This is a genomic window from Bradyrhizobium arachidis (genome assembly GCF_015291705.1).
In the GTDB taxonomy this organism is placed as follows: domain Bacteria; phylum Pseudomonadota; class Alphaproteobacteria; order Rhizobiales; family Xanthobacteraceae; genus Bradyrhizobium; species Bradyrhizobium arachidis.
On record NZ_CP030050.1, the window covers coordinates 257,221 to 282,661 of the forward strand.

General features: G+C 65.0%; 27 protein-coding genes and 1 tRNA gene. 16 read left to right on the top strand and 12 right to left on the bottom strand.

What is annotated here, in order from left to right; translation table 11 throughout:
* Position 1 precedes the first annotated feature (1 nt).
* The 3 genes from WN72_RS01205 to WN72_RS01215 are packed head-to-tail and all read left to right on the top strand — an operon-like array spanning position 2 to position 3,403.
* The gene (locus WN72_RS01205; protein ID WP_027561715.1) at positions 2-1,141 is read left to right on the top strand and encodes an FAS1-like dehydratase domain-containing protein; all 1,140 of its coding nucleotides are present in this window, start codon (positions 2-4) and stop codon (positions 1,139-1,141) included.
* 18 nt (positions 1,142-1,159) lie between these two features.
* Positions 1,160-2,389, top strand: coding sequence for a CaiB/BaiF CoA transferase family protein (locus WN72_RS01210; protein ID WP_347337464.1), 1,230 nt, complete (start codon positions 1,160-1,162; stop codon positions 2,387-2,389).
* A 51-nt stretch (positions 2,390-2,440) separates the two neighbouring features.
* Complete coding sequence (locus WN72_RS01215; RefSeq protein WP_051378275.1) at positions 2,441-3,403, top strand: Bug family tripartite tricarboxylate transporter substrate binding protein; 963 nt, start codon at positions 2,441-2,443, stop codon at positions 3,401-3,403.
* Between the two features lie 62 nt (positions 3,404-3,465).
* Here the strand turns inward: WN72_RS01215 and tesB are convergent, their stop codons facing one another.
* The gene (tesB, locus tag WN72_RS01220) at positions 3,466-4,329 is read right to left on the bottom strand and encodes an acyl-CoA thioesterase II (RefSeq protein WP_028146488.1); all 864 of its coding nucleotides are present in this window, start codon (positions 4,327-4,329) and stop codon (positions 3,466-3,468) included.
* Between the two features lie 206 nt (positions 4,330-4,535).
* Between tesB and WN72_RS01225 the strand changes: the two genes are divergently transcribed.
* The gene (locus WN72_RS01225) at positions 4,536-5,756 is read left to right on the top strand and encodes a ubiquinone biosynthesis hydroxylase (RefSeq protein WP_092211589.1); all 1,221 of its coding nucleotides are present in this window, start codon (positions 4,536-4,538) and stop codon (positions 5,754-5,756) included.
* 67 nt (positions 5,757-5,823) lie between these two features.
* Here the strand turns inward: WN72_RS01225 and WN72_RS01230 are convergent, their stop codons facing one another.
* Positions 5,824-6,021 carry a Trm112 family protein gene (locus WN72_RS01230; protein ID WP_007598651.1) on the bottom strand — a complete coding sequence of 66 codons (198 nt, stop codon included), beginning with the start codon at positions 6,019-6,021 and terminating at the stop codon, positions 5,824-5,826.
* A gap of 52 nt (positions 6,022-6,073) precedes the next feature.
* Positions 6,074-6,604, bottom strand: coding sequence for a TetR/AcrR family transcriptional regulator (locus WN72_RS01235; RefSeq protein ID WP_027561720.1), 531 nt, complete (start codon positions 6,602-6,604; stop codon positions 6,074-6,076).
* 92 nt (positions 6,605-6,696) lie between these two features.
* On the opposite strand from WN72_RS01235, the gene WN72_RS01240 reads away from it, so the two are divergent.
* The 6 genes from WN72_RS01240 to WN72_RS01265 all read left to right on the top strand — a co-directional run bounded on the left by WN72_RS01240 (position 6,697) and on the right by WN72_RS01265 (position 10,279).
* The gene (locus WN72_RS01240) at positions 6,697-7,047 is read left to right on the top strand and encodes a hypothetical protein (protein WP_092212347.1); all 351 of its coding nucleotides are present in this window, start codon (positions 6,697-6,699) and stop codon (positions 7,045-7,047) included.
* Between the two features lie 41 nt (positions 7,048-7,088).
* Positions 7,089-7,892 carry a crotonase/enoyl-CoA hydratase family protein gene (locus tag WN72_RS01245; protein WP_092211588.1) on the top strand — a complete coding sequence of 268 codons (804 nt, stop codon included), beginning with the start codon at positions 7,089-7,091 and terminating at the stop codon, positions 7,890-7,892.
* Entirely contained in the window at positions 7,889-8,332 is a 444-nt protein-coding gene (locus WN72_RS01250) for a PaaI family thioesterase (RefSeq protein ID WP_092211587.1), read from the top strand. The genes WN72_RS01245 and WN72_RS01250 overlap by 4 nt, the downstream gene beginning before the upstream one ends.
* Positions 8,333-8,335: 3 nt before the next feature.
* Positions 8,336-9,148, top strand: a complete 813-nt coding sequence (locus WN72_RS01255; RefSeq protein ID WP_027561724.1) for an SDR family oxidoreductase — start codon at positions 8,336-8,338, stop codon at positions 9,146-9,148.
* A gap of 224 nt (positions 9,149-9,372) precedes the next feature.
* Positions 9,373-9,651, top strand: a complete 279-nt coding sequence (locus tag WN72_RS01260; protein WP_092211585.1) for a PepSY domain-containing protein — start codon at positions 9,373-9,375, stop codon at positions 9,649-9,651.
* Positions 9,652-9,685: 34 nt separating this feature from the next.
* Positions 9,686-10,279: a cytochrome b/b6 domain-containing protein gene (locus tag WN72_RS01265; RefSeq protein ID WP_027561726.1), complete on the top strand. Its 594-nt coding sequence runs from the start codon at positions 9,686-9,688 to the stop codon at positions 10,277-10,279.
* Positions 10,280-10,398: 119 nt separating this feature from the next.
* Here WN72_RS01265 and WN72_RS01270 read toward each other — a convergent pair whose 3' ends face one another.
* Together WN72_RS01270 and trxA are read right to left on the bottom strand one after the other, a co-directional pair.
* Positions 10,399-11,076, bottom strand: a complete 678-nt coding sequence (locus WN72_RS01270) for an LON peptidase substrate-binding domain-containing protein (protein WP_027561727.1) — start codon at positions 11,074-11,076, stop codon at positions 10,399-10,401.
* A gap of 84 nt (positions 11,077-11,160) precedes the next feature.
* Positions 11,161-12,084: a thioredoxin gene (trxA, locus tag WN72_RS01275; RefSeq protein WP_027561728.1), complete on the bottom strand. Its 924-nt coding sequence runs from the start codon at positions 12,082-12,084 to the stop codon at positions 11,161-11,163.
* A gap of 276 nt (positions 12,085-12,360) precedes the next feature.
* On the opposite strand from trxA, the gene WN72_RS01280 reads away from it, so the two are divergent.
* Both WN72_RS01280 and WN72_RS01285 read left to right on the top strand, forming a co-directional pair.
* Positions 12,361-12,435: transfer RNA gene (locus tag WN72_RS01280), tRNA-Gly, on the top strand.
* 76 nt (positions 12,436-12,511) lie between these two features.
* On the top strand, positions 12,512-13,498 hold the full coding sequence (locus WN72_RS01285) for an NAD-dependent epimerase/dehydratase family protein (RefSeq protein WP_027561729.1): 987 nt from the start codon (positions 12,512-12,514) through the stop codon (positions 13,496-13,498).
* Positions 13,499-13,574: 76 nt separating this feature from the next.
* On the opposite strand, the gene WN72_RS47440 is transcribed toward WN72_RS01285, so the two are convergent.
* Positions 13,575-13,700: a hypothetical protein gene (locus WN72_RS47440; RefSeq protein ID WP_265441393.1), complete on the bottom strand. Its 126-nt coding sequence runs from the start codon at positions 13,698-13,700 to the stop codon at positions 13,575-13,577.
* Between the two features lie 178 nt (positions 13,701-13,878).
* Between WN72_RS47440 and WN72_RS01290 the strand changes: the two genes are divergently transcribed.
* Entirely contained in the window at positions 13,879-15,153 is a 1,275-nt protein-coding gene (locus tag WN72_RS01290; protein ID WP_027561730.1) for a PQQ-dependent sugar dehydrogenase, read from the top strand.
* Between the two features lie 184 nt (positions 15,154-15,337).
* A complete protein-coding gene (locus tag WN72_RS01295; RefSeq protein ID WP_027561731.1) occupies positions 15,338-15,931 on the top strand; it encodes a c-type cytochrome in 594 nt (197 codons plus the stop codon).
* Between the two features lie 183 nt (positions 15,932-16,114).
* Here the strand turns inward: WN72_RS01295 and panE are convergent, their stop codons facing one another.
* The 4 genes from panE to WN72_RS01315 form a co-directional block, all read right to left on the bottom strand.
* Positions 16,115-17,038 (bottom strand): 2-dehydropantoate 2-reductase, encoded by a 924-nt coding sequence (gene panE, locus WN72_RS01300; RefSeq protein ID WP_092212345.1) that lies wholly within the window; start codon positions 17,036-17,038, stop codon positions 16,115-16,117.
* A 112-nt stretch (positions 17,039-17,150) separates the two neighbouring features.
* Complete coding sequence (locus WN72_RS01305; RefSeq protein ID WP_027561733.1) at positions 17,151-17,759, bottom strand: 2-hydroxychromene-2-carboxylate isomerase; 609 nt, start codon at positions 17,757-17,759, stop codon at positions 17,151-17,153.
* A 90-nt stretch (positions 17,760-17,849) separates the two neighbouring features.
* Entirely contained in the window at positions 17,850-19,199 is a 1,350-nt protein-coding gene (locus WN72_RS01310; protein ID WP_027561734.1) for an MATE family efflux transporter, read from the bottom strand.
* Positions 19,200-19,285: 86 nt separating this feature from the next.
* Complete coding sequence (locus WN72_RS01315) at positions 19,286-19,882, bottom strand: DUF2239 family protein (protein ID WP_027561735.1); 597 nt, start codon at positions 19,880-19,882, stop codon at positions 19,286-19,288.
* Between the two features lie 152 nt (positions 19,883-20,034).
* Between WN72_RS01315 and WN72_RS01320 the strand changes: the two genes are divergently transcribed.
* Positions 20,035-20,700 carry a glutathione S-transferase family protein gene (locus WN72_RS01320; protein ID WP_027561736.1) on the top strand — a complete coding sequence of 222 codons (666 nt, stop codon included), beginning with the start codon at positions 20,035-20,037 and terminating at the stop codon, positions 20,698-20,700.
* A 104-nt stretch (positions 20,701-20,804) separates the two neighbouring features.
* Here WN72_RS01320 and WN72_RS01325 read toward each other — a convergent pair whose 3' ends face one another.
* Both WN72_RS01325 and ggt read right to left on the bottom strand, forming a co-directional pair.
* Positions 20,805-22,100 carry an MFS transporter gene (locus tag WN72_RS01325; RefSeq protein ID WP_027561737.1) on the bottom strand — a complete coding sequence of 432 codons (1,296 nt, stop codon included), beginning with the start codon at positions 22,098-22,100 and terminating at the stop codon, positions 20,805-20,807.
* A gap of 94 nt (positions 22,101-22,194) precedes the next feature.
* Positions 22,195-23,943: a gamma-glutamyltransferase gene (ggt, locus tag WN72_RS01330; RefSeq protein WP_194482972.1), complete on the bottom strand. Its 1,749-nt coding sequence runs from the start codon at positions 23,941-23,943 to the stop codon at positions 22,195-22,197.
* Between the two features lie 103 nt (positions 23,944-24,046).
* Here ggt and WN72_RS01335 point away from each other — a divergent pair, with 103 nt between their 5' ends.
* Positions 24,047-25,435 (top strand): MFS transporter, encoded by a 1,389-nt coding sequence (locus WN72_RS01335; RefSeq protein ID WP_092211574.1) that lies wholly within the window; start codon positions 24,047-24,049, stop codon positions 25,433-25,435.
* The last annotated feature ends 6 nt before the right edge of the window (positions 25,436-25,441 follow it).

Below are 25,441 nucleotides of genomic sequence, written 5' to 3' on the forward strand. Positions count from 1 at the left end.
TATGCTGGACAAGACCGAAACCAGGTTTCCGAAGATCACGGAAGAGGGCCTCGACGATCTGCGCAAGCGCATCGGCGTCACGATCGGCGTGACCGCCGAGCCCTGGTGCTACGAGGCGACGCGCGACAACATCCGTCACTACGCGCACGGCATCGGCGACGACAATCCGCTCTGGTGCGATCCCGACTACGCCGCCAAATCCAGTTACGGCGGCATCATCGCGCTGCCGAGCTTCCTGTTCTCGACCAGCCGCATCGTGTCCGGCTATGTCGGCGGCCTGCCCGGCGTCCACGCGATGTGGTCCGGCGCGGACTGGACCTGGCACAAGGCCGTCCGCCGCAACGACGTGATCTCGACCGAGGCCAAGCTGAAGGACCTCGTCGAGCATCAGACCCGGTTCGCCGGCCGCGCCATCCAGCAGACTTATCACGTCGATTTCTTCAACCAGCAGGGCGACCTCGTCGCCGAAGCCGACAGCTGGTGCTTCCGCACCGAGCGCGACCACGCGCGCGAGCAGGGCACCAAATACAAGGAAGTCAGGGCGCGCGAGCCGCGCCGCTATACAGAGCAGGAGCTGGCTGCGGCCTACAAGCACTATGCCGAGGAGCGGATCCAGGGCTCGCGGCCGCGCTACTGGCAGGACGTCACCGAGGGCGAAGCGCTGCCGGTGATGCTGAAGGGGCCGATGACGGTCACCGGCTTCATCGCCTATGCGCAAGGCTGGGGCGGTCTTTACATCCGCGCCAACAAGCTGGCCTGGAAGCTCGCCGACGCCCATCGCGGCCTCGGCATCCCGAACCGCTTCAATATCCCCGACTGCCCCGAGCGCGTGCACTGGGAAGAGGAGTTCGCGCTCGAGGTCGGCGCGCCCGGCGCTTATGATTACGGTCCGGAGCGCTGCTCCTGGCTCACCCATCACCTCACCAACTGGATGGGCGATGACGGCTTCCTGCGCCGCGCCACCTGCAAGATCCGTCGCCACAATCCCGAGGGCGACATCCTGTTCATCAAGGGCAAGGTGAAGCGCAAGTTCGTCGAGAACGGCCGTCACCTCGTCGAGATCGAGCAGGAAGCGCGCAACCAGGATGACGAGCTCTCCGTGCTCGGCACCGGCATCGTGGAATTGCCAAGCCGCAGCTGACAACAACCAGATGGGCGCATGAGCATGCCCGCACCAGATCTCACGCGCGGAGCGGTGACCGGCCTCAAGGTCGTCGATCTCTCGCGCGTGCTGGCGGGACCGCTGTGCACGCAGATGCTGGCCGATCATGGCGCCGACGTCGTCAAGATCGAGCCGCCATCCGGCGATGAGACGCGCGGTCTCGGGCCGCCCTTCGACGCGGCGGGACAGGCGGCGTATTTCGGCGCCGTCAATCGGGGCAAGCGCGGCATGGCGCTCGATCTGTCGCGCGCCAACGGGCGCGCGGTGCTCGAAGCGCTTCTGAAGGATGCCGATGTGCTGGTGGAGAATTTCCTGCCCGGCACCATGGAGCGCTGGGGGCTCGGATACGAGGCGCATCTGTCCGAACGCTTTCCGCGACTGATCTACTGCGCCATCTCCGGCTTTGGCGCCGATGGGCCGCTCGGCGGCCTGCCCGGCTACGATGCGGTGCTCCAGGCCATGTGCGGCCTGATGAGCATCAACGGCACACAGGACTCCGGCGCAACGCGCGTCGGTGTGCCCATCGTCGACTACATCACCGGCTACAATGCGCTCACCGGAATCCTGCTGGCGCTCGCGGCGCGCGAACGAAGCGGACGGGGGCAGCGCGTCGAGGTGACGCTGTTCGACACGGCGCTCGGCCTCCTGGTGCCGCACGCGGCGAACTGGCTTTGCTCGGGCAGCACGCCTGGTCGCCTCGGCAGCGCCCATCCCAACATCGCCCCTTACGACAAGTTCGCGGCGGCCGACGGCGAGATCTTTCTCGGCATCCTCAATGACGGCCAGTTCCGCCGCTTCTGCCAGAAGGTCGGGCGCGGCGATCTCCTGGATGATCCGCGCTTCCGGACCAACGCCGATCGGCTCGGCCACGTCGCCGCGCTTCGCGCTGAGCTGGAGCGTACGCTGGCCGGCTTCAAATCGGACGCGCTTTGCCGCGAGTTGATGCAGGCCGGCGTTCCCGCGGGCGCCGTCAACACCGTGCCGCAGGCGTTCGCGCAGGCGCATGTCGCCCACCGCGACATGCTGGTCGAGAGCGAGGGCCACCGCGCACCCGGCATTCCCGTGAAGCTCAAGCAGACGCCCGGCAGCACCGGACGTCGGCCGCCGCGTTTCGGCGAGCACGCCCGTGAAATTCTGGCGGATGCCGGCTTCGACGAGGCAACGATCGATCGCCTGATCGACACCGGCGTCGTCACGCCGCAACGGAAGGACAGCGCGCAACGATAGAAGGCGACGACAACAATCAAAAACAAACAAATATAACGAGAGGAAACGAAGATGCTGAAATCCGCGAGATGGGCCGTGGGATTGCTGGCCCTGCTATGGAGCTGCGCAAGCCTTGCGCAAACCTATCCGACCAGGCCCGTCAAGATCATCGTTCCCTATCAGGCGGGCCAGGGCACCGACGTCGTGGCGCGATATCTGGCCGACCATTTGTCGCGGACGCTGGGCCAGCGCTTCTATGTCGAGAACAAGCCCGGCGCCGGCGGCAATATCGGGGCCGAGCAGGCGGCGCATTCCGAGCCCGACGGCTACACGCTGATGATGGGCACCAACGCTACCCAGACCATGAACGAGTTCATGTATCCTTCGATGGGCTTCGTGCCGGACAAGGATTTTGCCCCGATCATCCTGGTCGGCAAGCTGCCGCTGGTGATCACGGCCAGCCCGTCGTTTGCCGGAAACAACGTGGCGGATCTGATCACGGCCGCCAAGGCGAAGCCGGATAGGATCGACATCGCGCTGCCGAGCACGACGGCGCGCGTCATCTTCGAGTTTCTGAAGGAAGTGACTGGCGCGCCGATGTTCGGCGTCCCCTACAAGGGCTCCGCGACGGCGATGACCGACGTGCTCGGCGGGCAGGTGCCGCTGCTGATCGATACGGTCACGGCGGTGCGCACCCAGATCGATGACGGCAAGCTGAAGGCGCTCGGCGTCACCGTGCTGAAGCCGAGCGAGCTGCTGCCGGGCGTGAAGCCGGTGGCCGAGCAGGGCGTGCCCGATTTCGAGATGGCGGGATGGAATGCCTTCTACGCGCCGCGCGACACGCCGCAGGCCATCATCGAGCTTCTGAACGGCGAGTTCGCCAAGGCGCTGGCCTTGCCCGAGACGCGCAAGCGGCTGCAGGAGCTCGGCTTCGATCCGGCAGGCGGAACGCCGACGGACCTCGCCAAGTTCGAGGCGCGCGAGCGGCTCAAATGGGGGCCGGTGATCAAGGCGACGGGCTTGCAGGGCGGCTGAGGTCGCTCAGGCTCTTTGCTTGAGCATGATCTCGTCCGAGAACCGGTTCCCGCTTCTCGGGATCATGCCTTGCGCTCGCGCACCGAGCCTTCCTGCGCCACCGACGCGACCAGCGTGCCGTCGGGCTTGAAGATGAGGCCGCGCGACAGGCCGCGGCCGCCGCGCGCGTTCGGCGAATCCTGCGCGTAGAGCAGCCATTCGTCGGCGCGGAACGGGCGGTGAAACCACATCGCGTGATCGAGGCTCGCCGGCATCATGCGCTTGTCGAACAGCGTGCGGCCGTAGCGCGCCATGATCGCATCGAGCAGCGAGAAGTCCGACGCATAGGCGAGCGCGCACAGATGCAGCGCGGGATCGTCGGGGAGCTTCGCCGCGGTGCGGATCCAGATGTGGATGCGGCCGTCGTCGACCTTCTGGCCGAAATAGCGGCCGATCTCGACGGGCCGCAATTCGATCGGACGATCCATCTCGTAATAGCGGCGGATGAACTCCGGCATTTCCTTGAAGATCGGCTGCTTGGCCACCTCCTCCGCGGTCAGCTTCTCCGGTGGCGGCACATCGGGCATCTTGTCCTGGTGGTCGAAGGCGCTCGCCTCCTCGGCATGGAATGAGACCATGATCGAGAAGATCGCGTTGCCGTGCTGGATCGCGGTGACACGGCGGGTCGAATAGCTCTTGCCGTCGCGCAGCCGCTCGACCTGGTAGATGATCGGGACCTTCGGGTCGCCCGGCAGGATGAAATAGCAATGCAGCGAATGCGGCAGGCGGCCCTCGACGGTGCGGCAGGCCGCGACCATCGCCTGCCCGATCACCTGGCCGCCAAACACCCGCTGCCAGTCCGTCTTCGGGCTGTTGCCGCGGAACAGGTTCACCTCGAGCTGTTCGAGGTCGAGGATCGAAATGAGGTCGAACAGGCTTTTGGACATGATGATGCTTCCAAATGTCTCGTCATTCCGGGGCATCGCGCCAGCGATGAACCCGGAATCTCGAGCTGAATAACCTCCGGATTCCGGGTTCGCGCTCTTGCGCGCCCCGGAATGACGGAATGAGGCCGTTCCGCCCTTGTTTCACCGCACTGTTTCGCCCAGCTCAAGTCTGCTAGCAAGACCGAGAATTGACCGGGAAGCTTGGTATGTCGGTACAGGGTAGCATTGTCATCGGTGGCGGCGCGTTTGCGGGCCTTGCACTGGCGCTGGCGCTGCGCCAGGCGCTGGGCTCCGAGATTCCCGTCATCGTCGCCGATCCCGCACTCAGCACACGGCCGAGCCGCGACCCCCGCGCGACCGCGATCGTGGCCGCCTGCCGCCGCCTGTTCGAGGTGATCGGCGCCTGGGACGACGTCCGGGCTGAGGCCCAGCCGATCCTCGACATGGTCGTCACCGACTCCAAGCTGGAGGATGCCACCCGTCCGGTGTTCCTGAACTTCGCCGGCGATGTCGCGCCGGGCGAGCCCTTTGCGCATATGGTCGAGAACCGCCGCCTGATCGATGCGCTGGTGGTGCGGGCCGAGGCCGAGGGCATCGATCTGCGCGCCACCACCGTGGCATCCTATGATGCGCGCGCCGAGGGTATCGACGTGACGCTCGGCGACGGCAGCGTCGTCGCGGCCAGCCTTCTGGTCGCCGCCGACGGCGCGAAGTCGAGGCTGCGCGAACGTGCCGGCATCGCCACCCACGGCTGGGAATACGACCAGTCCGGCATCGTCGTCACCGTCGGCCACGAGCGCGATCACGAGGGCCGCGCCGAAGAGCACTTTTTGCCTGCAGGCCCGTTCGCGATCCTGCCGCTGTCGGGAAAACGGTCGTCATTGGTGTGGACCGAACGCCGCGCTGAGGCCGCGCGCATCATTGCGCTCAGCGACGAGGAGTTCCACGCCGAGCTCGAGCAGCGCTTCGGTCTGCATCTCGGCGAGGTCAAGGCGCTCGACAAGCCGCGCGCATTTCCGCTGTCCTATTTCGTTGCGCGTTCCTTCATCGCCGACCGCATGGCGCTGGTCGGCGATTCCGCGCATGTCATCCATCCCATTGCGGGCCAGGGTCTCAACATGGGGCTGAAGGACGTCGCGGCGCTGGCCGAGGTCGTCGTCGATGCCGCGCGGCTCGGCATGGATCTCGGCGGCGCCGACGTGCTCGAGCGCTACCAGCGCTGGCGCCGCTTCGACACCATGGCGATGGGCGTTGCCACCAACTCGCTGAACTTCCTGTTCTCCAACCAGTCGACGCTGCTGCGCACCGTCCGCGACATCGGTCTTGGCCTCGTTGACCGCGCCCCGCCGCTGAAGAACCTCTTCATCCGCCAGGCCGCCGGGCTGACCGGCGAGGTGCCGCGGCTGTTGAAGGGCGAGGCGCTGTAGGGCGAATGGTGAGTGGCGAATAGCGAGTGGTGTCCATTCGCTATTCGCCACTACCTACTCGCTAAGATCAATCGATCTTCCGCGCCTCTTCCGGCAGCATGATCGGGATGCCGTCGCGGATCGGATAAGCGAGCTTGGCGCTGCGCGAGATCAGCTCCTGCTTGGCAGAATCGAATTCCAGCGGGCCCTTGGTCAGCGGGCAGACCAGGATCTCCAGCAGTTTGGGATCGACACTGGCTTCGGGGCGTTCGGTGGGCGCGTTCATTTTGGTCTCCGGCAGTCGGTTGCCTCTAGCACAGAAATTCGCATCCGCCCATCTACGCGGAGATCATCCGCAGCAGCTCGTCGATCAGGACCTGGATCCGCGCCGCCGGCACCGGCGTGCCCGACAGGGCAAAGCCGAGAAAGGTCCAGTACAGTATCTGCGCCCGGGCCTGCGCCGCCGCGGGCGCGAGCCCGCGCTTTGCGAGCAATGCTTCGATGTAATCGATCCTGCGGCGGTCGATGGCGCGGACCGCGCCTTGTGCGGTCGCATCGAACGCCGCCCAGTTGCGCACCGCGCGTTCGAGGTCGAGCCGCGCGCCAAAGGACCTGCGCAGCAACGCCCTCAGCGGCTCGTCCGCGGCGGCCTCGACATCGGCGATGATCTGCTCCGCAGCGATCTCGCGCCAGCGCTTGAGGACGGCGGCGTGGAACGCGCCGAGATCGGCAAAATGCCAATAGAAGCTGCCGCGCGACACGCCCATGGCCCGCGCCAGCGGATCGGCCTTCAGCGCGGTGAAGCCGCTCCTGGCCAGTGCCTTGAGGCCCTGATCGATCCAGTCGTCGGCGGAGAGCTGCTCGGTCATGTCGGGGTTCCAAAAGATCCACCATACACTAGTGTATTGACAGGCGGCTTGCCAGCGCCTAATCAACCATACATAGCTGTATGGAGACATCGATGCGTGATCTCTTGCTCCAATGCGCCGGCGTCCTGACCATCGTCGTGGCCCTCATCCATGGCTATCTCGGCGAGGCCAAGGTGTTTCCCCGCGCCCGGATCGAGCCGGAACGGCTGCGCACCCTGATCCGTCTGGTCTGGCAGGCCTCGACCGTCGCCTGGATCGGCGGCGGCGTGCTGCTGATCGCAACGCCCTGGATGGGCTCGGAGCCGGCGCGCCACTGGATCGTCGCCACCATGGCCTGCGTGTTCGGCTTTTCGGCTTGCGCCAACGCATGGGCGACGCGCGGCCGGCATTTCGGCTGGATGATGCTCAGCGCGGTCGTCGCGCTGGCGGTTGCGGGATACTGAGCATCGAGACGACAAGTCAGGCATTCAAGCGGAGCGGCATCATGGAATATCGTGTTCGACTGACCATCGAAAACGGCGTAGCCCATCTCCGGCTGAATCGCCCGGACAAGATGAATGCGCTCGACCCGGCGATGTTCGAGGCCATCATCGAAGCAGGCACACAGCTGGGTGCGGCCAAGGATCTCCGCGCCGTCGTCCTCTCGGGCGAAGGGCGCGCCTTCTGCGCAGGCCTCGACCTCGATCGCCTTCTCGCCACCGCGAACGGCAATCCGCTGCTGCCGTCCATTGACCTGACGCGCCGAACCCACGGCATCGCGAACTATGCCCAGCATCTCGTCTGGCTCTGGCGCGAACTGCCTGTGCCGGTGATTGCAGCGGTTCATGGCGTTGCGTTCGGCGGCGGCTTCCAGCTCGCGCTTGGTGCTGACCTGCGCTATGTCGCGCCCGGAACAAAGCTCGGGGTCATCGAGACCAAATGGGGTCTCGTGCCCGATATGTGCGGCACTCAGCTGATGCGCCGTCTCGCACGCGACGACATCGTGCGAGAGCTGACCTATTCCGGCCGCGTCTTCTCCGCGGAAGAAGCGCTCGCCTACGGCTTTGCGACGCGGCTGACCGACGATCCCCTGGCGGCTGCGCTCGCCACGGCGCACGAGATCGCGAGCCGTAGCCCCGACGCCGTCCGCGCGGCCAAGCGCCTGTTGAACCTGTCCGCGACCGCGGATCCGGCGACCGGTCTCGCCGCGGAGACCACCGAACAGGCGGCGCTGCTTGGCACGCCCAATCACATCGAGGCCATCAGAAGCAATCTGGAAAACCGCAGGCCGCGATGGAGCTATGCATGAGCGAGACGCAAGGGTTCGACCTGCAAGCACTCGACGCGGTCAACGCCTCGGCGGCCTTCAACCGCTCCGCCGGCTTCGACGTGGTCGCTGCCGGTCATGGCGAGGTGACCATCCGCATGGGCTGGCAGGACGATCTGACCCAATATTCCGGGCATCTCCACGCCGGTCTGATCGCCGCCCTGCTCGACACCGCCTGTGGCTTCGCCGCAGCGACGCTCGTCGGTGCGGTCACCGCTTCGCATTTCTCGATGAATTGCCTGAGGCCGGCGATCGGCCGCTATTTTGTCGCGAAGGGAACGACGCTCCGCGCCGGGCGCAGGCAGGTGTTCGCCCGCGCCGAGCTCTTCGCGGCCGACGAGCGAGATGATCTCGCCCTCGTCGCGACCGGCGAAACCGTGCTCGTCCCCACCGGCGAACCGCGCAAGGTTGACGGGAGTTGAGCCATGGCGCTGACGCTCGTCACCGGAGGTACAGGTCATCTCGGCGGGGATATCGTCGATCGTCTCGTTCGCGCCGGGCATCGTGTCCGGGTGTTTGCGCGCTCGCCAGGCGCGCGACCGGATGTCGAATGGGCCTCAGGTGATCTTGCCACGGGCGCCGGTCTGCGGGCCGCGCTACATGACGTGGACACGGTCATCAATGCCGCGACGTATTCGCCGATCGCGCGGCGCGGCGGCATCCGTCCGATCGACTTCTTCAGGTCGCCCTCCGCCGTGGATGTCGAAGGCACGGAACGTCTGCTGGCCGTTAGCGGGGAAGCTCAGGTGCGGCACTTCCTCCACGTCTCGATCGTCGGTCTCGACGAGGCGACCCTGCCCTATGCGCGGGTCAAGCTCGCCGGCGAATGGCTGGTGCGTGCATCCGACCTGTCCTGGTCCGTCGTTCGCGCGATGCCGTTCTATTATCTGCTCGACAGGCTGCTTTCGGGCCTGTCCTGGCTTCCGGTGTGGCCGATGCCGACGGCGCGGTTCAATCCGGTCGATACGACAGACGTTGCCAACCACGTCGTGGCTTGCGCATTCGACGGGCAGCGCGGCGTGCGCGCGGAGATCGGCGGGCCGGAAGCTCTCGATCTCGTCGCCCTCGCCCGCCAATATCAGGACGCGAGAAGACTGCATCGAAAAATTCTGCCGATCGATCTTTCGGAGGCTAAGGCGCGCGGCATGGGTTTTGTCGTCAGTCAGGGTGTGCGTGGCCGCCTCACCTGGGCGGACTGGCTGCGGCGCAACGATCCGGGGACGCGAAGCGCGGCCTAGCGCAACTGGCAAGGCCAGGGTGCCATCCCCCAAACCGTGAGGCGTAAGGCCGCAGCAGTCTTCGAAATGTACGCCGCACACGGAGAGCGCTGATGTTTTTCGGATCGTTAGAATAACTCTAAAGCCGGGACGCGCCGAACCGGATTGACTTCATCATCTCCTTTGCTTCCTTCGGTCCCGCTTCGCGGTTCTGCGCAGCGCCCACGACAGAAGAGGAGACGTTCGTGAAGGTCATTCGTGTTGTTGCCATTGCACTGACGGTCGGGATTGGCATGAGCTCGGCGGCGATGGCCGACGGTTTCAAGAACTGCACCAAGATCGACAAGGCGTCGTGGAAGCCGGCGAGCGATGCCGAAGCCAAGGCCAAGGCCGCCGGCTACGAGGTGCGGCGCTCCAAGGTCGAAGGTTCGTGCTATGAGGTCTACGGCGTCAAGGAAGGCAAGCTCTACGAGCTGTTCTACAGCCCGGAAGATCTCAGCCTGAAGCACACGATCGCCAAGTAATAGGCGTCAAGTAAGGTTTAGGGATGGTCCCGGCTTGATCGACGAAGCGGTGCCAGAAACGCGCGGGGCGTCCGACAGGACCCCCGCGGATCGAACTGCATCGCGGACGGTTGCGGTCTGGGACCTCCCGCTACGCCTCTGGCATTGGGCTCTCGCGGCCAGCATCCTGGCCGCCTGGTTCACCCCTACGGTCTACGACAGAGCTCATCGCATCGTCGGCTATACGGTGCTCGGGCTGCTCGCCTTCCGTCTGGCCTGGGGCTTCTGGGGAAGCCGCTATTCGCGCTTCCGCATGGTCGGCGTCAGGCTCCGTGCCGCGCCGCGCTATCTCTGGAATCTGCGCCGCGGCATCACCGGCCGCTATATCGGGCTCAATCCCGCCGGCACCCTGATGCTGGTGGCGCTGCTGCTCTCGATTGCCGTCTCGGCCATCACCGGCGCGATGTCGGTGACGGTGACGTTCTTCGGCGTCTGGTGGGTCGAGGACACCCATCACTATTCATCGGACGCGGTCATCGTCCTGGTCGTGCTGCATGTATTGGGCGTGGTGCTGATGGGAATTCTCCAGCGCGAGAACCTGATCCGCGCGATGTTCACCGGCCGCAAGCGCATCCGGCATCATCAGTAGGGTTTTCGAAGCGACACTCTTTCGTCGTCATGCCCGGGCTTGTCCCGGGCATCCACGTTCTTAATGCGGCACGAAAGACGTGGATGGCCGGGTCAAGCCCGGCCATGACGGAACAGCCCTCACTGCAACGGCGGATCGCCGCTGGTGCGCTTCTTGGCCAGGTCCATCTCGGTCACCGCGATCAGGATCTCGGCGCGGGTCTTGAGGTCCGGCGCCTCCAGCATGGCCTGTTTCTCGGCCGGACCATAGGGCGACATCATCGCCAGCGCGTTGACCAGCGCCTCGTTGGGCGCGCTTTCGACGCCTTCCCAGTCGACCTTGAGGTTGTTGGCTTTCAAGAAGTCCGCCAGCACGGACAGCAGTGCCTCGCGATCGACGTCGTCCTCGCCCATGCGCGCGGTGAAATCGTCGACGAAGGCGAAGAAATCCACCTTGCACTGGCGGTAGGCGGTCAGCACATCGAGCTCCGCGACCACCTTGAAGCGGGAGACGCCGGTGAGCTCGAGGATGTAGCGGCCGTCGCCGGATTCGGCGAGCTGGGTGATGCGGCCGACGCAGCCGACGCGGAACAGCGCCGGCTTATCCGAATTCTTCGGCGAATGCGCGACGTCAGGCTGGATCATGCCGATCAGGCGGTGGCCGTCGCGGAAGGCATCGTCGACCATCGCGAGATAGCGCGGCTCGAAGATGTTGAGCGGCATCTGGCCGCGCGGCAGCAACAGCGCGCCCGGCAGCGGAAACACCGGAATGATCTCCGGAAGGTCGGCGGGCCCGCGATATTCGATGTTGATCGGCATCTGGTCCCCGCTAGAGCATGATCCGGAAGAGTGTGCAGCGGTTTTCCGCCAAGATCATGCTCAAACAATAGTCGCGCGTTTTCCTTACGAAAACAGGATCGTCGACAAGCGCTTTCGACCCTCGACGGTTGCGTCATCCGTGCCGCCCCAGGCCTCGAAGAACTGCACCAGCTGCTTGCGGGCGCCGTCATCGTTCCACTTGCGGTCGCGCTTGACGATCTCGAGCAGCTGTTCGGTGGCCGCAGTGCGGTTGCCTTGCGCGTTGAGGGCGGTCGCAAGGTCGAACCGTGCCTGATGATCGAGCGGGTTTGCGGCGACTTTCTGTTCAAGCTCGGCGACCGGGCCGAGCTGCTCCGCCTGCTCGGCGAGCTCGATCGTGGTCTGCACGGCCTTCACCGCGGGGTCGTTGCGCTTGGATTCCGGCACCATGGCCAGCGTCTGCTTGGCCTGCTCCATCGCGCCCGACACCGCGTAGCACTTCGCAAGGCCGGCAAGCGCGGCGATGTTGGTCGAATCATGCTGGAGCGCCTCGGCATAGATCTGCGCGGCGGCCGCGGCATCGCCCTCGGCGAGCACCGCTTCGGCCTCCTGCACGATCTCGGCGACATTGACCTCGCCGGGCGCAGTCATGCCCTTGGTCAGCCGCTCGATGAAGGCGTTGACCTGGCTTTCCGGCACCGCGCCCATGAAGCCATCGGCGGGCTGGCCATTGACGAAAGCGATCACGGCCGGGATCGACTGGATGCCCATCTGGCCCGGGATCGCCGGATGCTGGTCGATGTTCATCTTGACCAGCTTGACCTTGCCCTTGGCCGCCTTGACTGCCTTTTCCAGCACCGGAGTGAGCTGCTTGCAGGGGCCGCACCACTCCGCCCAGAAGTCGATCAGCACCGGCTGGCGCTTCGATTCCTCGATGACGTCCTTCACGAAGGTCTGGGTGGTGGTGTCCTTGATCAGATCGGCCGCAGCCGGGCCCGCCGCTCCGTTACCCTGGTCGATGATCGTCACGGGATCCCCTCGTCTGATGTCTGGAATGGCGGGTCTTTAGCACGTCGCCGATTCTTATGCTGTGGTGTCGGCGCTAAAATTGGGCCGGGACGGCCGAATTTCAATCCATCGCAGCCGATTTGGCGGTTCCAGGCCGTTTTCGGTCGATTTGCCGCGCGTTAGGCTCCATATGGGGCCTCAAAGATACCAATCTATGCCGCGGGTAGCTGTTGCATTCCCTTTCCGCTTTTGGCATACGACAGCCGTTGCCGGCGCGTCACGCGGCCGACACAGGATGCGGGTGTAGCTCAGTGGTAGAGCACGACCTTGCCAAGGTCGGGGTCGAGGGTTCGAGCCCCTTCGCCCGCTCCAATTTTTCCCAGAGCATCCAGCCAAATCAGGTCGGGCCGTGGTTTTCCACGCCGCTGGTGGCTGTATTGGGTCTCAAATGACAATTCTTGTTACGGGCAGCACGGGTCACCTCGGAGAGGCGATCCTCCGCACGCTTCGTGGGTGCGGTTCCTTGGCGCGTGGAGTCGATCTGAAGCCATCACCATTAACCGATGCCGTCGGCTCGATCGTCGATCCCGATTTCGTCCGGCGGCAGATGGAGGGCATCTCCGCCGTCATCCACACCGCGACGCTGCACAAGCCGCATGTGGCGACTCACAGCAAGCAGGATTTTGTCGATACCAACGTCACCGGCACGCTCAACCTGCTCGAGGCGGCGGCGGCCGCCGGCGTGCGCAGCTTCGTCTTCACCAGCACTACCAGCGCGTTCGGCTCGCAGCTTCGTCCCGAAGCCGGGCAGGCGGCGGTGTGGGTCACCGAGGATCTGCCGCCGGTGCCGAAAAACATTTACGGCACGACCAAGCTGATGGCCGAGAACCTCTGCGAGCTGTTCTTTCGCGAGCGCGGCCTGCCGGTCGTGGTGTTGCGGACCTCGCGCTTCTTTCCGGAGGACGATGACGATCCCGCGATGCGGTCGGCCTACCCGCTGGACAACGCGCAGGCCAATGAGTTGCTCTATCGCCGGCTGGATATAGCGGACGTGGTGGGCGCGCATCTGCTCGCGGTCGAGCGCGCGCCGAAGATCGGCTTTGCCCGCTACATCGTCTCCGCCACAAGTCCGTTCGAAGAGCACCATCTCGGAGCGCTGGCGCGCGACGCGGCCGCTCTCGTGCGAGCGCTCTATCCCGACTGCGAGAACCTCTACGCCGCACGCGGCTGGCGCCTGTTTCCGCAGATCGACCGCGTCTATGTCAATGAGCGCGCGCGGCGCGAGCTAGGCTGGCGGCCGGAATTCGACTTTGCCCATGTGCTGCGCAGCCTTCGCGATGGCCGCGATTTCCGCAGTGCGCTAGCGCGCGAGGTCGGCTCGAAGGGCTATCATGATGTGGCTTTCGACGACGGGCCCTACCCCGTCGCCTCATAAGCGCCGCGTTCGTCATTTTGCTCGATGCATCAAGTGTCTCCCGGGCGTCGCCGGGAGCAAGCCGGCCTCGGCCGTTCTACTGTGCATGGGGTTGTTTTCGCAGTTCTTGTTTGATGCCCTTCGCGCTGTCTGAAGATCGGACGCGCGCGATCTTGATTCCGCGTTGCAGCGAGAGCGCTTTCGTCGCGGAGGTCGCCTTCATTGACACTCCGTCTCAATTTTTATTGAGCGCAATCGCAGCACGCGCAGCGCGCTTCTCAGGGCTGGCAGATGTGCTAACCTTTTTGCGTCTGCCATTCGGCAGACTCCTAACTTCGCCTCTCGACTAGCCATAACAAAATAAAGCGCGGCCTTGACGGCTGCCTTAGGGGAGTGACGCGATGACATCGATGTTCCATCGATCCGTGTTGGCGCTTGCAGCCGTGGCCCTTCTTGCGGGGACCAGCGCCGGCAATGCGCAACAGCAGGACAAGAACCGGGCGCTGAAGAAATACGAATCCGGCACCAAGGAATTCTGGACCCATCCGCCGGATGACTGGTTCCTCGGCGATGAGACCGAGGCGCAGAAGGGCCTCGCGCCGCCCTCGGGGCCGCCGACGGGTGCCTCCGACGCCGAGCTCGCCAACATCGTCAAGAAGATCAAGCTGCCGCCGGGCTTCAAGATCGAGGTCTATGCCTCCGGCGTGCTGGCCGCGCGGCAGATGGCATGGGGGGACAAGGGCACGCTGTTCGTCGGCTCGTTCGGCCTTGGCAACGTCTATGCCATCAAGGACAACAACGGAAAGAAAGAGGTCAAGACCATCCTCAAGGGGCTGAACATGCCCACCGGTCTCGCCGTCAAGGACGGCGCGCTCTACGTCATCGCGGTCGACAAGCTGATCCGCTACGACGATATCGAAAACAAGCTCGACAATCCCGGCGAGGGCAAGGTCGTCTATGACGACATGCCGTCCTATGCCGCGCATGGCTGGAAGTACATCGCGGTCGACAAGGAAGGCTGGTTCTTCCTGCCGTTCGGACCGCCCTTCAACATCGGCATTCCGCCGACCAGCGTGTCGCAGATCCGGCGCGTCGATCCCAAGACCGGCAATGCCGAAATCTGGGCGCTCGGCGTTCGCAACTCCGTCGGCGGCGACGTCGATCCGCGCACCGGCAAATACTGGTTCACCGAGAATGCCCGCGACTGGATCAGCGACGACAAGCCCAGCGACAAGCTGAACATGATCAACAAGATCGGCGAGCATTTCGGCTATCCCTATTGCCACCAGGGTAACTTGCCGGACGACAAGTTCGCGATGGGCCATAAATGCTCCGAGTTCACGCCGCCCGTGTTGAACCTCGGCGCACACGTCGCTCCGCTCGGGATGAAGTTCTATACCGGCGACCAATTTCCGCCGGAGTACAAGAACAACATCCTGATCGCCGAGCACGGCTCCTGGAACAGGCACAAATATCAGGGCGCGCGCATCGTGCGCGTGATCGTCGGGCCTGACGGAAAGAACCCGAAGGAAGAGGTGTTCGCGTCCGGTTGGCTCGAGGGCGACCAGGGCTATCTCGGTCGGCCCGACGACATCATCCTCGCCAAGGACGGCTCGATCCTCGTCGCCGACGATTGGGCCGGCGCGATCTATCGCATCAGCTACAGCAAGAAGTAGCGCGACACGAACGGAGGCTGCGACCGGGTGACGGCCGCAGCCTTTTCATTTCAGCCCCCACGGTGTCGTTCCGGACTTGCGCGCAAGTCCGGAACCCATAACCCCGATTCGTGGTTATGGATTCCGGGCTCGCGCCAAGCGGCGCGCCCCGGAATGACGAGCTCGATAGATCGGAATCCCGACCATGCGCCGGCAATTCATCTCGCACGCGATCAGCGCGGTTGCGCTCGCAACGCTTGCATTCGTTCCAGCAAGCGCCGCCGACAACGCCGCGATCAAGGAGAAGGCCGCCGTCTGCTCCGGCTGTCATGGCGAGAACGGCATCTCACAGACCGAGAATATCCCCTCGCTGGCCGGCCAGCCCGATCAATTCCTCCAGTGGCAACTGGTGTTCTTCCGCGCCGGCTCGCGCAAGAACGATCAGATGCAGCCGATCGTGGAAGAGATCACCAACGAGGACATCCGCAATTTCGGCGCCTATTTCGCAGCAATGACGCCGCCGAAGGCAGCGGAGGACAACGATCCCGATCTGTCGAAGAAGGGCGCACAAGTCGCCGTCGGCCGTCGCTGCGCCTCATGCCACACCGACAGCTTTGCCGGCACCAAGGCGGTGGCGCGGCTCGCAGGTCAGCGCGAAGAATATCTGGTCAAGGCGCTGCACGACTACAAGGCGGGCGCACGCGTCGGCGGCGGCGTCGCCGCGATGGCCGATGTCGCCTATCACATGAGCGACGAGGAGATCACGGCGGTCTCGCACTATCTCGCGTATTTCAAGTAGTGGAGAGTGCGAGCCGTAAAACTCCGCTGTCGTCCCGGACAAGCGAAGCGCAGATCCGGGACCCATAACCACAGGATCGCGTTTGGCGAAAGACTCGTGGTGATCAGCTCGACCCATAACCATTCCCTGTGGTTATGGGTCCCGGGCTCGCGCTGCGCGCGCCCCGGGACGACAGTGCCGCGGTTAGCTCGCCCGCTGCTTTTCATACGCCTTCAAATGCGTATACGCGATCCGCAGCTTCGGCACCGGCACCTTGGCAGCGTCAGCGCGTGCGATGAGGTCGCCGATCACGTGATCGGCTTCCACCGGCAGGCCCGCCTTGATGTCGCGGAACATCGAGGCGGTCATCGGCGAGCCCTCGGTGGTGATGTTGCCCTTCACCCGCTCGAAGAACGGGCCGCCCGGCGCGTAGCCTGACGCGGTCGCGATCGCGCTGGTTTCATCGAGCATGCCGAGCAGGAAGTCGCGGCCGCCCGGCGCGGCCAAGATGTTGCCGACGGAGGTGCGCATCAGGCTGGTGCTTGCGGCGAGCGAGGACAGGAATACCCATTTCTCCCACATGTCCTGCATGATGTTCTGGCTCGCGGCGGCGCCGTTGATGCCGCTCTTGAAAGCCTCGTCGATGGCCTTGACCCGATCCGACAGCTTGCCGTCGCGCTCGCCGTAATTGAGCGACTGCATCGGCTGCAGCTGCACCACCTCGCGCTTCTCGTTCAAGGTCGCGGCAATGGCGCAGAGGCCGCCCAACACGCGCTCCTTGCCGAACTTCGCATCCAGCGTGTCGAGATGCTTCATGCCGTTCAGCATCGGGATGATCGACGTGTTCGGCCCGACCGCGGGCGCAAACGACTTGATGGCGTCGTCGAGGTCGAACGCCTTGCAGCTAAGCAGTACGACGTCGAACTTGTCCTTGATCGCGTCGGCCTGCACGGTCGGCGGATTCTTCAAGGTTACATCGCCATTCGGGCTCTTGATGACGAGGCCGGCGCTGGCCAGTTCGCTGGCGCGGCGCGGCCGGACCAGGAAGGTGACGTCGCGACCGGCCTGCAACAGCCTGCCACCAAAATAGCCGCCGATGGCGCCGGCGCCGACCACGAGAATGCGCATGGGATATTCCTTTTTGTTGCTATTGGCGGTCCATCTATAGTCGCCCTTGCGCGCGAAGCGAAGCAACCCAGAATGTCGCCGCGATCACATTCTGTCGCTGAAGATGCGTGGATTACGTCCCCAGCACCATCTCCTCGACCTCGCGCAGCTGCTCCTTGCCGAAGAACATCTCGTTACCGACGAAGAAGGTCGGCGAGCCGAAGGCGCCGCGGGCGACCGCCTCCTCGGTGTTCTTGATCAGCTTGCCTTTGACCTCGGGCTCCTGGGCGCGGGCAAGCAGCTTTTGCGCGTCGAGACCCGAGGACGCCAGCGCCTTTGCCGCGACTTCCGGATCGTCCATCTTCTTGGGCTCGCGCCACATGTGATGGAAGGCGGCGTCCACGTATTTCTCGAACACGCCCTCGCGCTGAGCGGCGATCGCGGTGCGCATCAAATTCAGCGTGTTGACCGGGAAGTGCGGATTGAAGACATAGGGCTGGACCTTGAAACGCTTGATGAAGCGCTCGGTCTCGACCTGCTGGAATTCGCGCTTGTTCTTGATGCCGGCGAGCGTCTCGGCCGGCGACTTGTTGTTGGTCGACTTGAAGATGCCGCCGAGCAGGATCGGCACGTATTCGAACTTGACGCCGATGCGCTGCTCGATCGCGGGAATCGCGAGATGGCTGAGATAGGCGTTCGGGCTGCCGAAATCGAACAGGAACTGCGGAGCTGTGCGGGTCAAGATCGATCTCCCTGAGGTCGCTTTTGACCCATTGTGGCGCAGCGCGCGTCACGGGTCCACCGTTTAATGATGGTCATAATACTTTGATGATCAAACCAGACGCCGGATCGCGCGCCGGCGCCAGACCAGGAGGTAATAGCCCATCTGCAAAACGAACATGGCGCAGAATACGATCGGATAGGCCGCCCACACGCCGTCAAGGCCGATCGTGCGGCTCAGGATCACCGCGGACGGCAGCTCGATTGCGACAATGGCGAAGATCGACAGCAGCATCGGCGTCAGCGCCACGCCGGCCGCACGCATCGCGCCGGAGAATACGGTGGCCAGGCCGAACGGCACGGAGCTCCACAGGGCGATGTACAGCAGCCCTTTCGCCAGATCGAGCACGGCGCCGTCGGTGATGAAGAGGCCGAGCACGGCGCGCGGCACGAGATAAATCAGCGCCACCAGCCCGCCGGTCAGGACCAGGTTGAATGCGAGCCCGGTACGCACGATGCCGTCGAGCCCTGCGCTGTCGCCGCGGCCGATCGCCTGCGCGCCCAGGATCGAGACCGCGATCGAAATCGACATCGCCGTGAACTGCGTATAGCCCATCACCTGGTTGACGGCGCCATAGGCCGCGGTGGCGTCGGATCCAAAGCCGTTGACGAGGCCGAGCAGCACCAGCTCGGCGATTGCCATCACCACCATGCCGATTGCGCTCGGCAGTCCGATGCCGAGGATTTTTCCGAGCACGGCGCGATTGAGCCGGAGATGACGCAGCAAGACAGCATCCGGCGCCAGCGCATGCTTCTTGCGCAGCAGATAGACGGCCAGCGCGAGCAGAGTCAGCGTGTTTGAGACTGCAGCTGCCCAGGCCGGGCTGGTGATGCCGGCAGCGGGCAATCCGAACGCGCCGCGGATCAGCATCGGCGTGATGATCAGGCCGATCGCAGTCGACAACCCCAGCGCCAGCAGTGGCGTCAGCGCATCGCCGACGCCGCGGATCATCGCCGTCATCAGCAGGAAGACGAAGCCGAGCGGCATCGTCAGCAGCATGATGCGCGCATAGGCGCTGGCCTGGTCGAGAATGTCGGCGGGCGTTGCGAGCGCCATCATCAATTGCCGGCTGAAGACCCCACCGATCAATGCGACGGAAATCGAGAGCAGGAGGCCGACCGCGAGCGTCGTTCCGACAACGCTTCTGATCTTGTTGTGCTCGCCCGCGCCAAAGGCCTGACCGATCAGCACGGTGGCGCCGGTGCTCAGGCCCATGACGAAGGCGAACAGGAAGAACATCACCGGAAAGAACGCCGACACCGCCGCGAGCGCGTCGACGCCGATCATCTGGCCGAGATACATATTGCTGACGGTGCCGAACAGCGATTGCAGCGCGTTGCTCAGCATCAGCGGTGCAAGGAAGCGGAGGAAGGTGGTCCAGAGTGGCGTGGGCGTCGACATGGGTGTGCCTTTCATCAGGGCGCGCGAAGCCGTTGCCGCGCGATGCGCGGCTCGGCCGTCGATGGTGTTGAAAGAGAGAGCGCGCCTTAAGCGCGGTCGCTGTAGGCGAGCTTGACGATGTGGTCGCGAATGTCGGTCGGCCAGTCCGCGATCAGTCCGGTGAAGCGTCGCCTGTCATCCGCGAACAGCGCGCGCGAGGCTTCCTCGAACTGCGGCAGGTTGCCCGCCATGGTCGACATGAAGTGATAGGCCGCATCGCGCGCCTGCCGCTCGCGATCCTTGTCGCCGCTCGCGCGTCTTGCCTCGTCGACGAGCTTGCGCAGCGCGACCGAGGCGCCGCCCGGCTGCGCGTTGAGCCACTCCCAGTGCCGCGGCAGCAGCGTCACCTCGCGCGCGACCACGCCGAGTTTCGGCCGGCCGCGCCCGCGCGGCTCGCTCGGCGGTGCAGTCTCCTCGACCGGGGGCGGGAGAAGCTTCGCCAACCGCGCCAGCACCTCGCGGTCGCCGCCGCGCAGATCGAAATCGATCGATCGGCCCGTGGCGTCCTCGAAGATGATGATGGGCTCGTCCGGCCGTGCCGCCATCCGCTTGACGACGAGCGCGACCTCTCCGGCCGGTCCGGACACCAGGCGGCGCGGACCCTGGAAGGCGGTGAAAATCTTCTGCATTGGAATCATTGCCATATTTGAGCAGCGTTGGCGACTTAATACCCGGGTAAATTATATCCGTCAATATACCCGGGTGAAAATATCCGTACCGACGGCTCGACATTGCGGTCCCGGGCTGGCACGAACGGCGCGGCCGATCGACCACGCCTAGCCTGGGGACTCCACCGATGCTGACCGTTCACCACCTCAACAATTCCCGCTCGCAGCGCGTGCTGTGGCTGCTCGAGGAGTTGGGCGTGCCCTACGAAATCGTGCGCTATCAGCGCCAGCCCGACATGCGCGCGCCGAAGGAGCTGCGCGCGATCCATCCGCTCGGCAAGTCGCCTGTGATCACCGACAATGGCAACACCATCGCCGAGTCAGGCGCGATCATCGAATATATCGTCGCCACCTACGGCAACGGCCGGCTGATCCCGCCGCCGAACACGCCGGAGCGGCTGCGCTTCACCTATTGGCTGCACTATGCGGAGGGCTCCGCGATGTCGCCGCTGCTGTTGAAGTTGCTGTTCACGCTGATGCCGAAGCGCGCGCCCGCATTGCTGCGCCCGCTGGTGCGCAAGGTCTCGAACCAGGCGCTCACTGCGCTGGTCAATCCGCAGCTCAAGCAGCACATGGATTACTGGGAAGGCGAGCTTGGCAAGAGCGAGTGGTTCGCCGGCAACGAGTTCACTGCGGCCGATATCCAGATGAGCTTCCCGCTCGAAGCTGCGCAAGCGCGCGGCGGACTGGAGCAGGGCCATCCCAGGGCAATGGCGTTCCTGGAGCGCATTCACGCGCGGCCGGCCTATGCGCGTGCGCTGGAGAAGGGCGGGCCGTATCAGGTGGGGCGGTAAGTCTCTCCGACCGTCATTCCGGGGCACGCGGAGCGTGAACCCGGAATCTCGCGCCACTATCTCGAGATTCCGGGTTCGCCCTTCGGGCGCCCCGGAATGACCGATTAGTCCGCGTGCAGCACGCGCCCGCGCGTCTCGGGCAGCGCGAAGGCGGCGATGAAGAACACCACGTAGGCCACCACCGCGAAGATCGCGATGGCATTTGCAAGCGACGTCGTCGCCGACAGTGCACCGACGAGGAACGGAAACAGCGCGCCGATGCCGCGGCCGAAATTGTAGCAGAAGCCCTGGCCCGAGCCGCGCAGCCGCGTCGGATAGAGCTCGGTCAGGAACGCGCCGATCCCCGAGAAATAGCCCGAGGCGAAGAAGCCCAGCGGGAAGCCGAGCACCCAGAGGATCTCGTTGGTGAGCGGCAGCTGGGTGTAGAGCAGCACCACGGCCATCGCGCCGATCGAGAAGATCAGGAACAGATTGCGCCGCCCGATCCGGTCGGCGAGCCAGGCGCCGGTGAGATAGCCGATGAAGGAGCCGATGATCAGCGTCGAGAGATAGCCGGTCGAGCCGACGATCGACAGATGCCGCTCCTTGGTCAGGAACTGCGGCACCCAGAAGGTGATCGCGTAATAGCCGCCCTGGCAGCCCGTCGCCATCAGCGACGCCAGGATCGTGGTCTTCAGGATCGGACCTGAGAAGATTTCCCAGAGCGCCGGCCGGTCGCCGCTCGCCGCCTGCCTGGCGCGGGCTTCAGCCGCGATCTCCGGCTCGGTGACGGAGCGGCGGATGTAGAATACCAGCAGCGCCGGCAGCGCGCCGATCACGAACATCCAGCGCCACGCCGTCTCCGCCGGCATCAGCGAGAACAGGATCGCCTGCGATAGCACCGCAAGGCCCCAGCCGACCGCCCAGCCCGATTGCACCGAGCCGACCGCGCGTCCGCGATATTGCGGCCGGATCGCCTCGCCCATCAGCACCGCGCCGGCGGCCCATTCGCCGCCGAAGCCGAGGCCGAGCACGGCGCGCGCGATCAGGAGCTGGTCGAAATTCTGCACGACCGCGCAGACCAGCGAGAAGAACGAGAACCAGATGATGGTGATCTGAAGCGTTCTGACCCGGCCGATGTGATCGGAGAGATAGCCGCCGAGCCAGCCGCCGATCGCGGAGGCGAGCAACGTCACCGTGCCGGCAAGACCCGCAGAGGCCGCATCAACCTTCCACAGCGCGATGATGGTGCCGATCACCAGCGGATAGATCATGAAGTCCATGCCGTCGAGCGCCCAGCCCGCCGCACAGGCCCAGAAGGTCCGGCGTTCCGCGACGTTCATGTCGCGGTAGAAGGCGAGAAGGCTGGTGTCCTCGATCTCGGCGCGTTCGATGCGCCGGTTCGGATCGGCGATGGTCATGTGCGTTTCCCGGCAGTTTCTTTGCCCGGGCGGTGGTAGCACGCGCGGCGGCTTGCGCAAGCCGGAGCAGGGCTTCGCGCCATGCAGGGCAGAATTACTGCCCTGCTGCCTCTGCGCCTCGCGTGCGCGGATCGGGCGCGCCGAGCGGCCCGTTGGCGGTCACGAGAATCGAATTGGCCGAGGTCTGGCCCATCGGCTCGACGACGAGGTGGCCCATCGCCTTCAGCTCGGACAGGACAGTTTCGGGAAAGCCGCTCTCGACGCGGACCTCGTCCGGCAGCCACTGGTGATGCAGCCGTGGCGCGGCGACAGCAGCCGCAACGTCCATCCTGTAGTCGAGAACGTTCACGATCACCTGGAGCACGGTCGAGATAATGCGGCTGCCGCCGGGTGAGCCCGTCACCAGCACCGGCTTGCCGTCCCTCAGCACGATGGTCGGCGACATCGAGGACAGCGGCCGTTTGCCGGGCCCGGGCAGATTGGCCTCGTAGCCGACGAGGCCATAAGCATTTGACGCCCCGACCGCCGCGGTGAAATCGTCGAGCTCGTTGTTGAGCAGCACGCCGGTGCCCTCGGCAACGAGGCCGACGCCATAGCTGAAGTTCAGCGTGGTGGTGTTGCTGACGGCATTGCCGCGGGCGTCGACGACGGAAAAATGCGTGGTGTTGCTGCCCTCGCGCGGCGCGGCAGCGGCGGGCACGAGCTCTTTCGATGGCGTGGCGCGTTGGATGGAAATGTTCGCGCGCAGCTTGGTAGCATAGTCCTTCGCGGTGAGCGTCTCGATCGGTGCGTTGACGAAGGCGGGATCGCCAAGATAGCGGGCGCGATCGGCATAGGCGCGCTTCATGGCTTCGATCAGCAGATGCAGCGAGGCCGGCGATCCCTGCTTCAGATCGGCGAGCTGAAAGCCTTCGAGAATGTTGAGCGTCTCCACCAGCACCACGCCGCCGGAGGACGGCAGCGGCATCGAGACGATGTCGTAGCCGCGATAGGTGCCGCGCACGGGTGCGCGGATCACGGGCTGATAGGCTTTCAGGTCGGCCGATGTCATGATGCCGCCGGCATCGGACATGGCCTTGGCGATCTTGTCTGCAACCGGACCTTCATAGAAGCCGCGCGAACCTTGGGCGGCCACGGCCGACAGCGTGTCGGCGAGATCGCTCTGCACCAGCCGGTCACCTTCGCCGAGCGGAGTCCCATCGGGCCGTGAAAAGATCTTGGCCGAAGACGGCCAGCGCGCGAGCCGCCGGTGCCAGCCCGGCAGGCTGTCGGCGATGTCGTCGCTGATGATGAAGCCGTCGCGGGCAAGCGCAATCGCTGGCTCGAGCAGCTGTGCCAGGGTGAATTTGCCGGAGCCGTATTTCTCCAATGCCAGCGCCAGGCCCGCGACCGTGCCGGGCACGCCGACGCCGAGTGCGGAATCGCGCGACTTCGCCGGGTCGGGCTTGCCGTCGGGACCAAGGAAGATCTGCGGCGTGGTCGCTGCCGGTGCCGTCTCGCGATAGTCGATCGTGACGTCTTCGTTACGCTCGGCCGAATGGATCACCATGAAGCCGCCGCCGCCGATATTGCCGGCGCGAGGATACGTCACGGCCATCGCAAAGCCGGTGGCGACCGCGGCATCGATCGCATTGCCACCGCGGCGCAGGATATCGGCGCCGACTTGCGCGGAGATCTTCTCCTGCGCCACCACCATTCCGTGTTCGGCGGAAACGGCGTGGACGCTGTCGGGCGGTGGCGGGACATAGGTCCGCCGCGCATCCTGTGCGGTCGCAGGCGCAAAACCAAACGCCAGAGTGGCAATGAAGGCGAAAAATATCCGCCGCGTCGAAGGTGACGACATGATCAAATTTCCGCCGTGGCTTCGGGCCAGTTCACACACGTCACGGTAATGCTATACGGTTTGCGCCCTGAGAGGCAAAACAGTTCGTGATGAGGACCGCGTGATGACGACGATCGCCGAGGACGCGCGCATGGCCGGCGTGCAGCGGACCTATCCGCCGCGCGCCGCCGTCATCAGCTGGATCTTCTTCGATTGGGCCGCGCAGCCTTATTTCACGCTAATCACGACCTTCGTGTTCGCGCCCTATTTCGCCACCAGCATTGCGCCAGATGCTGCCACGGGCCAGTCGCTGTGGGGCTTTGCGATGGCGGCCGCGGGCCTTGCGATCGCGCTGCTCTCGCCGGTGCTGGGCGCCATCGCCGACGCGTCCGGTCGCAGGAAGCCGTGGATCGCGGGATTCGGTGCCGTGCTGGTGCTGGCCTCCTGCACGCTGTGGATCGGCAAGCCCGGCGATCCCTCGATCATTCCGCCGCTGCTCACCGCGGTCGCGCTCGCCAGCGTCGGTGCGGAATTCGCCACCGTGTTCAACAATGCGATGATGCCGACCCTGGTGCCGCCGGATCGGATCGGGCGGCTCTCCGGCACCGGCTGGGCCACGGGTTACATCGGCGGCATCGTCAGCCTGATCATCGTGCTCGGCTTCCTAGCTGCGAATCCCGAGACCGGACGCACGCTGCTTGGCTTCACGCCGCTGTTCGGGCTCGATCCCGCAACCCACCAGGGCGATCGCGCCGCGGGGCCGCTGACCGGAATATGGTTCATCGTCTTCGTGACGCCGATGTTCCTGTTCACGCCGGACTATCCGGCGAAGCGGCCGTTGGGCGAGGCTCTGCGAGAAGGCTTGCTCGAGCTGAAGCAATCGATCAGGAGTCTGCCGCAGCAGAAATCGCTCGCGGCGTTCCTGCTCGCCAACATGATCTATACCGACGGCCTGGTATCGCTGTTTGCATTCGGCGGCATCTATGCCGCGGGCACGTTCGGCTGGCACACCATCCAGATCGGCACCTTCGGTATCATGCTGGCGATCGCCGGCACGTTCGGCGCGTGGCTTGGCGGCAAGCTGGATGATCGTCTCGGACCGAAGCGTGTCATCGCCGGCAGCCTGCTGATCCTGCTGCTGGCGGTGGCGGCGATCCTCCTGGTCGACAAGGACAGTGTGCTGTTCGTGGAGGTCGCGCCGCCGCAAGCAGGCGCGCCGCTGTTCTCGAGCGCGGCCGAGCGCGCGTATCTCGTGCTGGGCTGTCTCATCGGTGCCGCCGGCGGCCCGCTTCAAGCCGCATCGCGCACGCTGCTGATCCATCTCGCGCCGAAGGACCGCATCGCGCAGTATTTCGGCCTGTTCGCGCTGACGGGGAAGGTGACGTCCTTCATCGGCCCGCTGCTGATCGGGGTGATCACGGCAGCGACGGCAAGCCAGAAGGCCGGCATGGCCGTGCTGGTGGTGTTTTTCGTGACGGGGCTGGGACTGTTGATGCGGGTGCGGGAGAATTAGCTCCGC

Coding starts and splice junctions, on each gene's coding strand:
- WN72_RS01325 (WP_027561737.1), bottom strand. CDS start 22,100: ATGACCATCGCCGATCCGAACCGGCGCATCGAACGCGCCGAGATCGAG.
- WN72_RS01255 (WP_027561724.1), top strand. CDS start 8,336: ATGGCGCTGACGCTCGTCACCGGAGGTACAGGTCATCTCGGCGGGGAT.
- WN72_RS01310 (WP_027561734.1), bottom strand. CDS start 19,199: ATGTCGACGCCCACGCCACTCTGGACCACCTTCCTCCGCTTCCTTGCA.
- WN72_RS01210 (WP_347337464.1), top strand. CDS start 1,160: ATGAGCATGCCCGCACCAGATCTCACGCGCGGAGCGGTGACCGGCCTC.
- ggt (WP_194482972.1), bottom strand. CDS start 23,943: ATGTCGTCACCTTCGACGCGGCGGATATTTTTCGCCTTCATTGCCACT.
- tesB (WP_028146488.1), bottom strand. CDS start 4,329: ATGTCCAAAAGCCTGTTCGACCTCATTTCGATCCTCGACCTCGAACAG.
- WN72_RS47440 (WP_265441393.1), bottom strand. CDS start 13,700: ATGAAGGCGACCTCCGCGACGAAAGCGCTCTCGCTGCAACGCGGAATC.
- WN72_RS01205 (WP_027561715.1), top strand. CDS start 2: ATGCTGGACAAGACCGAAACCAGGTTTCCGAAGATCACGGAAGAGGGC.
- WN72_RS01230 (WP_007598651.1), bottom strand. CDS start 6,021: ATGAACGCGCCCACCGAACGCCCCGAAGCCAGTGTCGATCCCAAACTG.
- WN72_RS01245 (WP_092211588.1), top strand. CDS start 7,089: ATGGAATATCGTGTTCGACTGACCATCGAAAACGGCGTAGCCCATCTC.
- WN72_RS01320 (WP_027561736.1), top strand. CDS start 20,035: ATGCTGACCGTTCACCACCTCAACAATTCCCGCTCGCAGCGCGTGCTG.
- WN72_RS01235 (WP_027561720.1), bottom strand. CDS start 6,604: ATGACCGAGCAGCTCTCCGCCGACGACTGGATCGATCAGGGCCTCAAG.
- WN72_RS01295 (WP_027561731.1), top strand. CDS start 15,338: ATGCGCCGGCAATTCATCTCGCACGCGATCAGCGCGGTTGCGCTCGCA.
- WN72_RS01240 (WP_092212347.1), top strand. CDS start 6,697: ATGCGTGATCTCTTGCTCCAATGCGCCGGCGTCCTGACCATCGTCGTG.
- WN72_RS01315 (WP_027561735.1), bottom strand. CDS start 19,882: ATGGCAATGATTCCAATGCAGAAGATTTTCACCGCCTTCCAGGGTCCG.
- WN72_RS01270 (WP_027561727.1), bottom strand. CDS start 11,076: ATGCCGATCAACATCGAATATCGCGGGCCCGCCGACCTTCCGGAGATC.
- WN72_RS01250 (WP_092211587.1), top strand. CDS start 7,889: ATGAGCGAGACGCAAGGGTTCGACCTGCAAGCACTCGACGCGGTCAAC.
- WN72_RS01335 (WP_092211574.1), top strand. CDS start 24,047: ATGACGACGATCGCCGAGGACGCGCGCATGGCCGGCGTGCAGCGGACC.
- WN72_RS01285 (WP_027561729.1), top strand. CDS start 12,512: ATGACAATTCTTGTTACGGGCAGCACGGGTCACCTCGGAGAGGCGATC.
- WN72_RS01225 (WP_092211589.1), top strand. CDS start 4,536: ATGTCGGTACAGGGTAGCATTGTCATCGGTGGCGGCGCGTTTGCGGGC.
- WN72_RS01215 (WP_051378275.1), top strand. CDS start 2,441: ATGCTGAAATCCGCGAGATGGGCCGTGGGATTGCTGGCCCTGCTATGG.
- panE (WP_092212345.1), bottom strand. CDS start 17,038: ATGCGCATTCTCGTGGTCGGCGCCGGCGCCATCGGCGGCTATTTTGGT.
- WN72_RS01290 (WP_027561730.1), top strand. CDS start 13,879: ATGACATCGATGTTCCATCGATCCGTGTTGGCGCTTGCAGCCGTGGCC.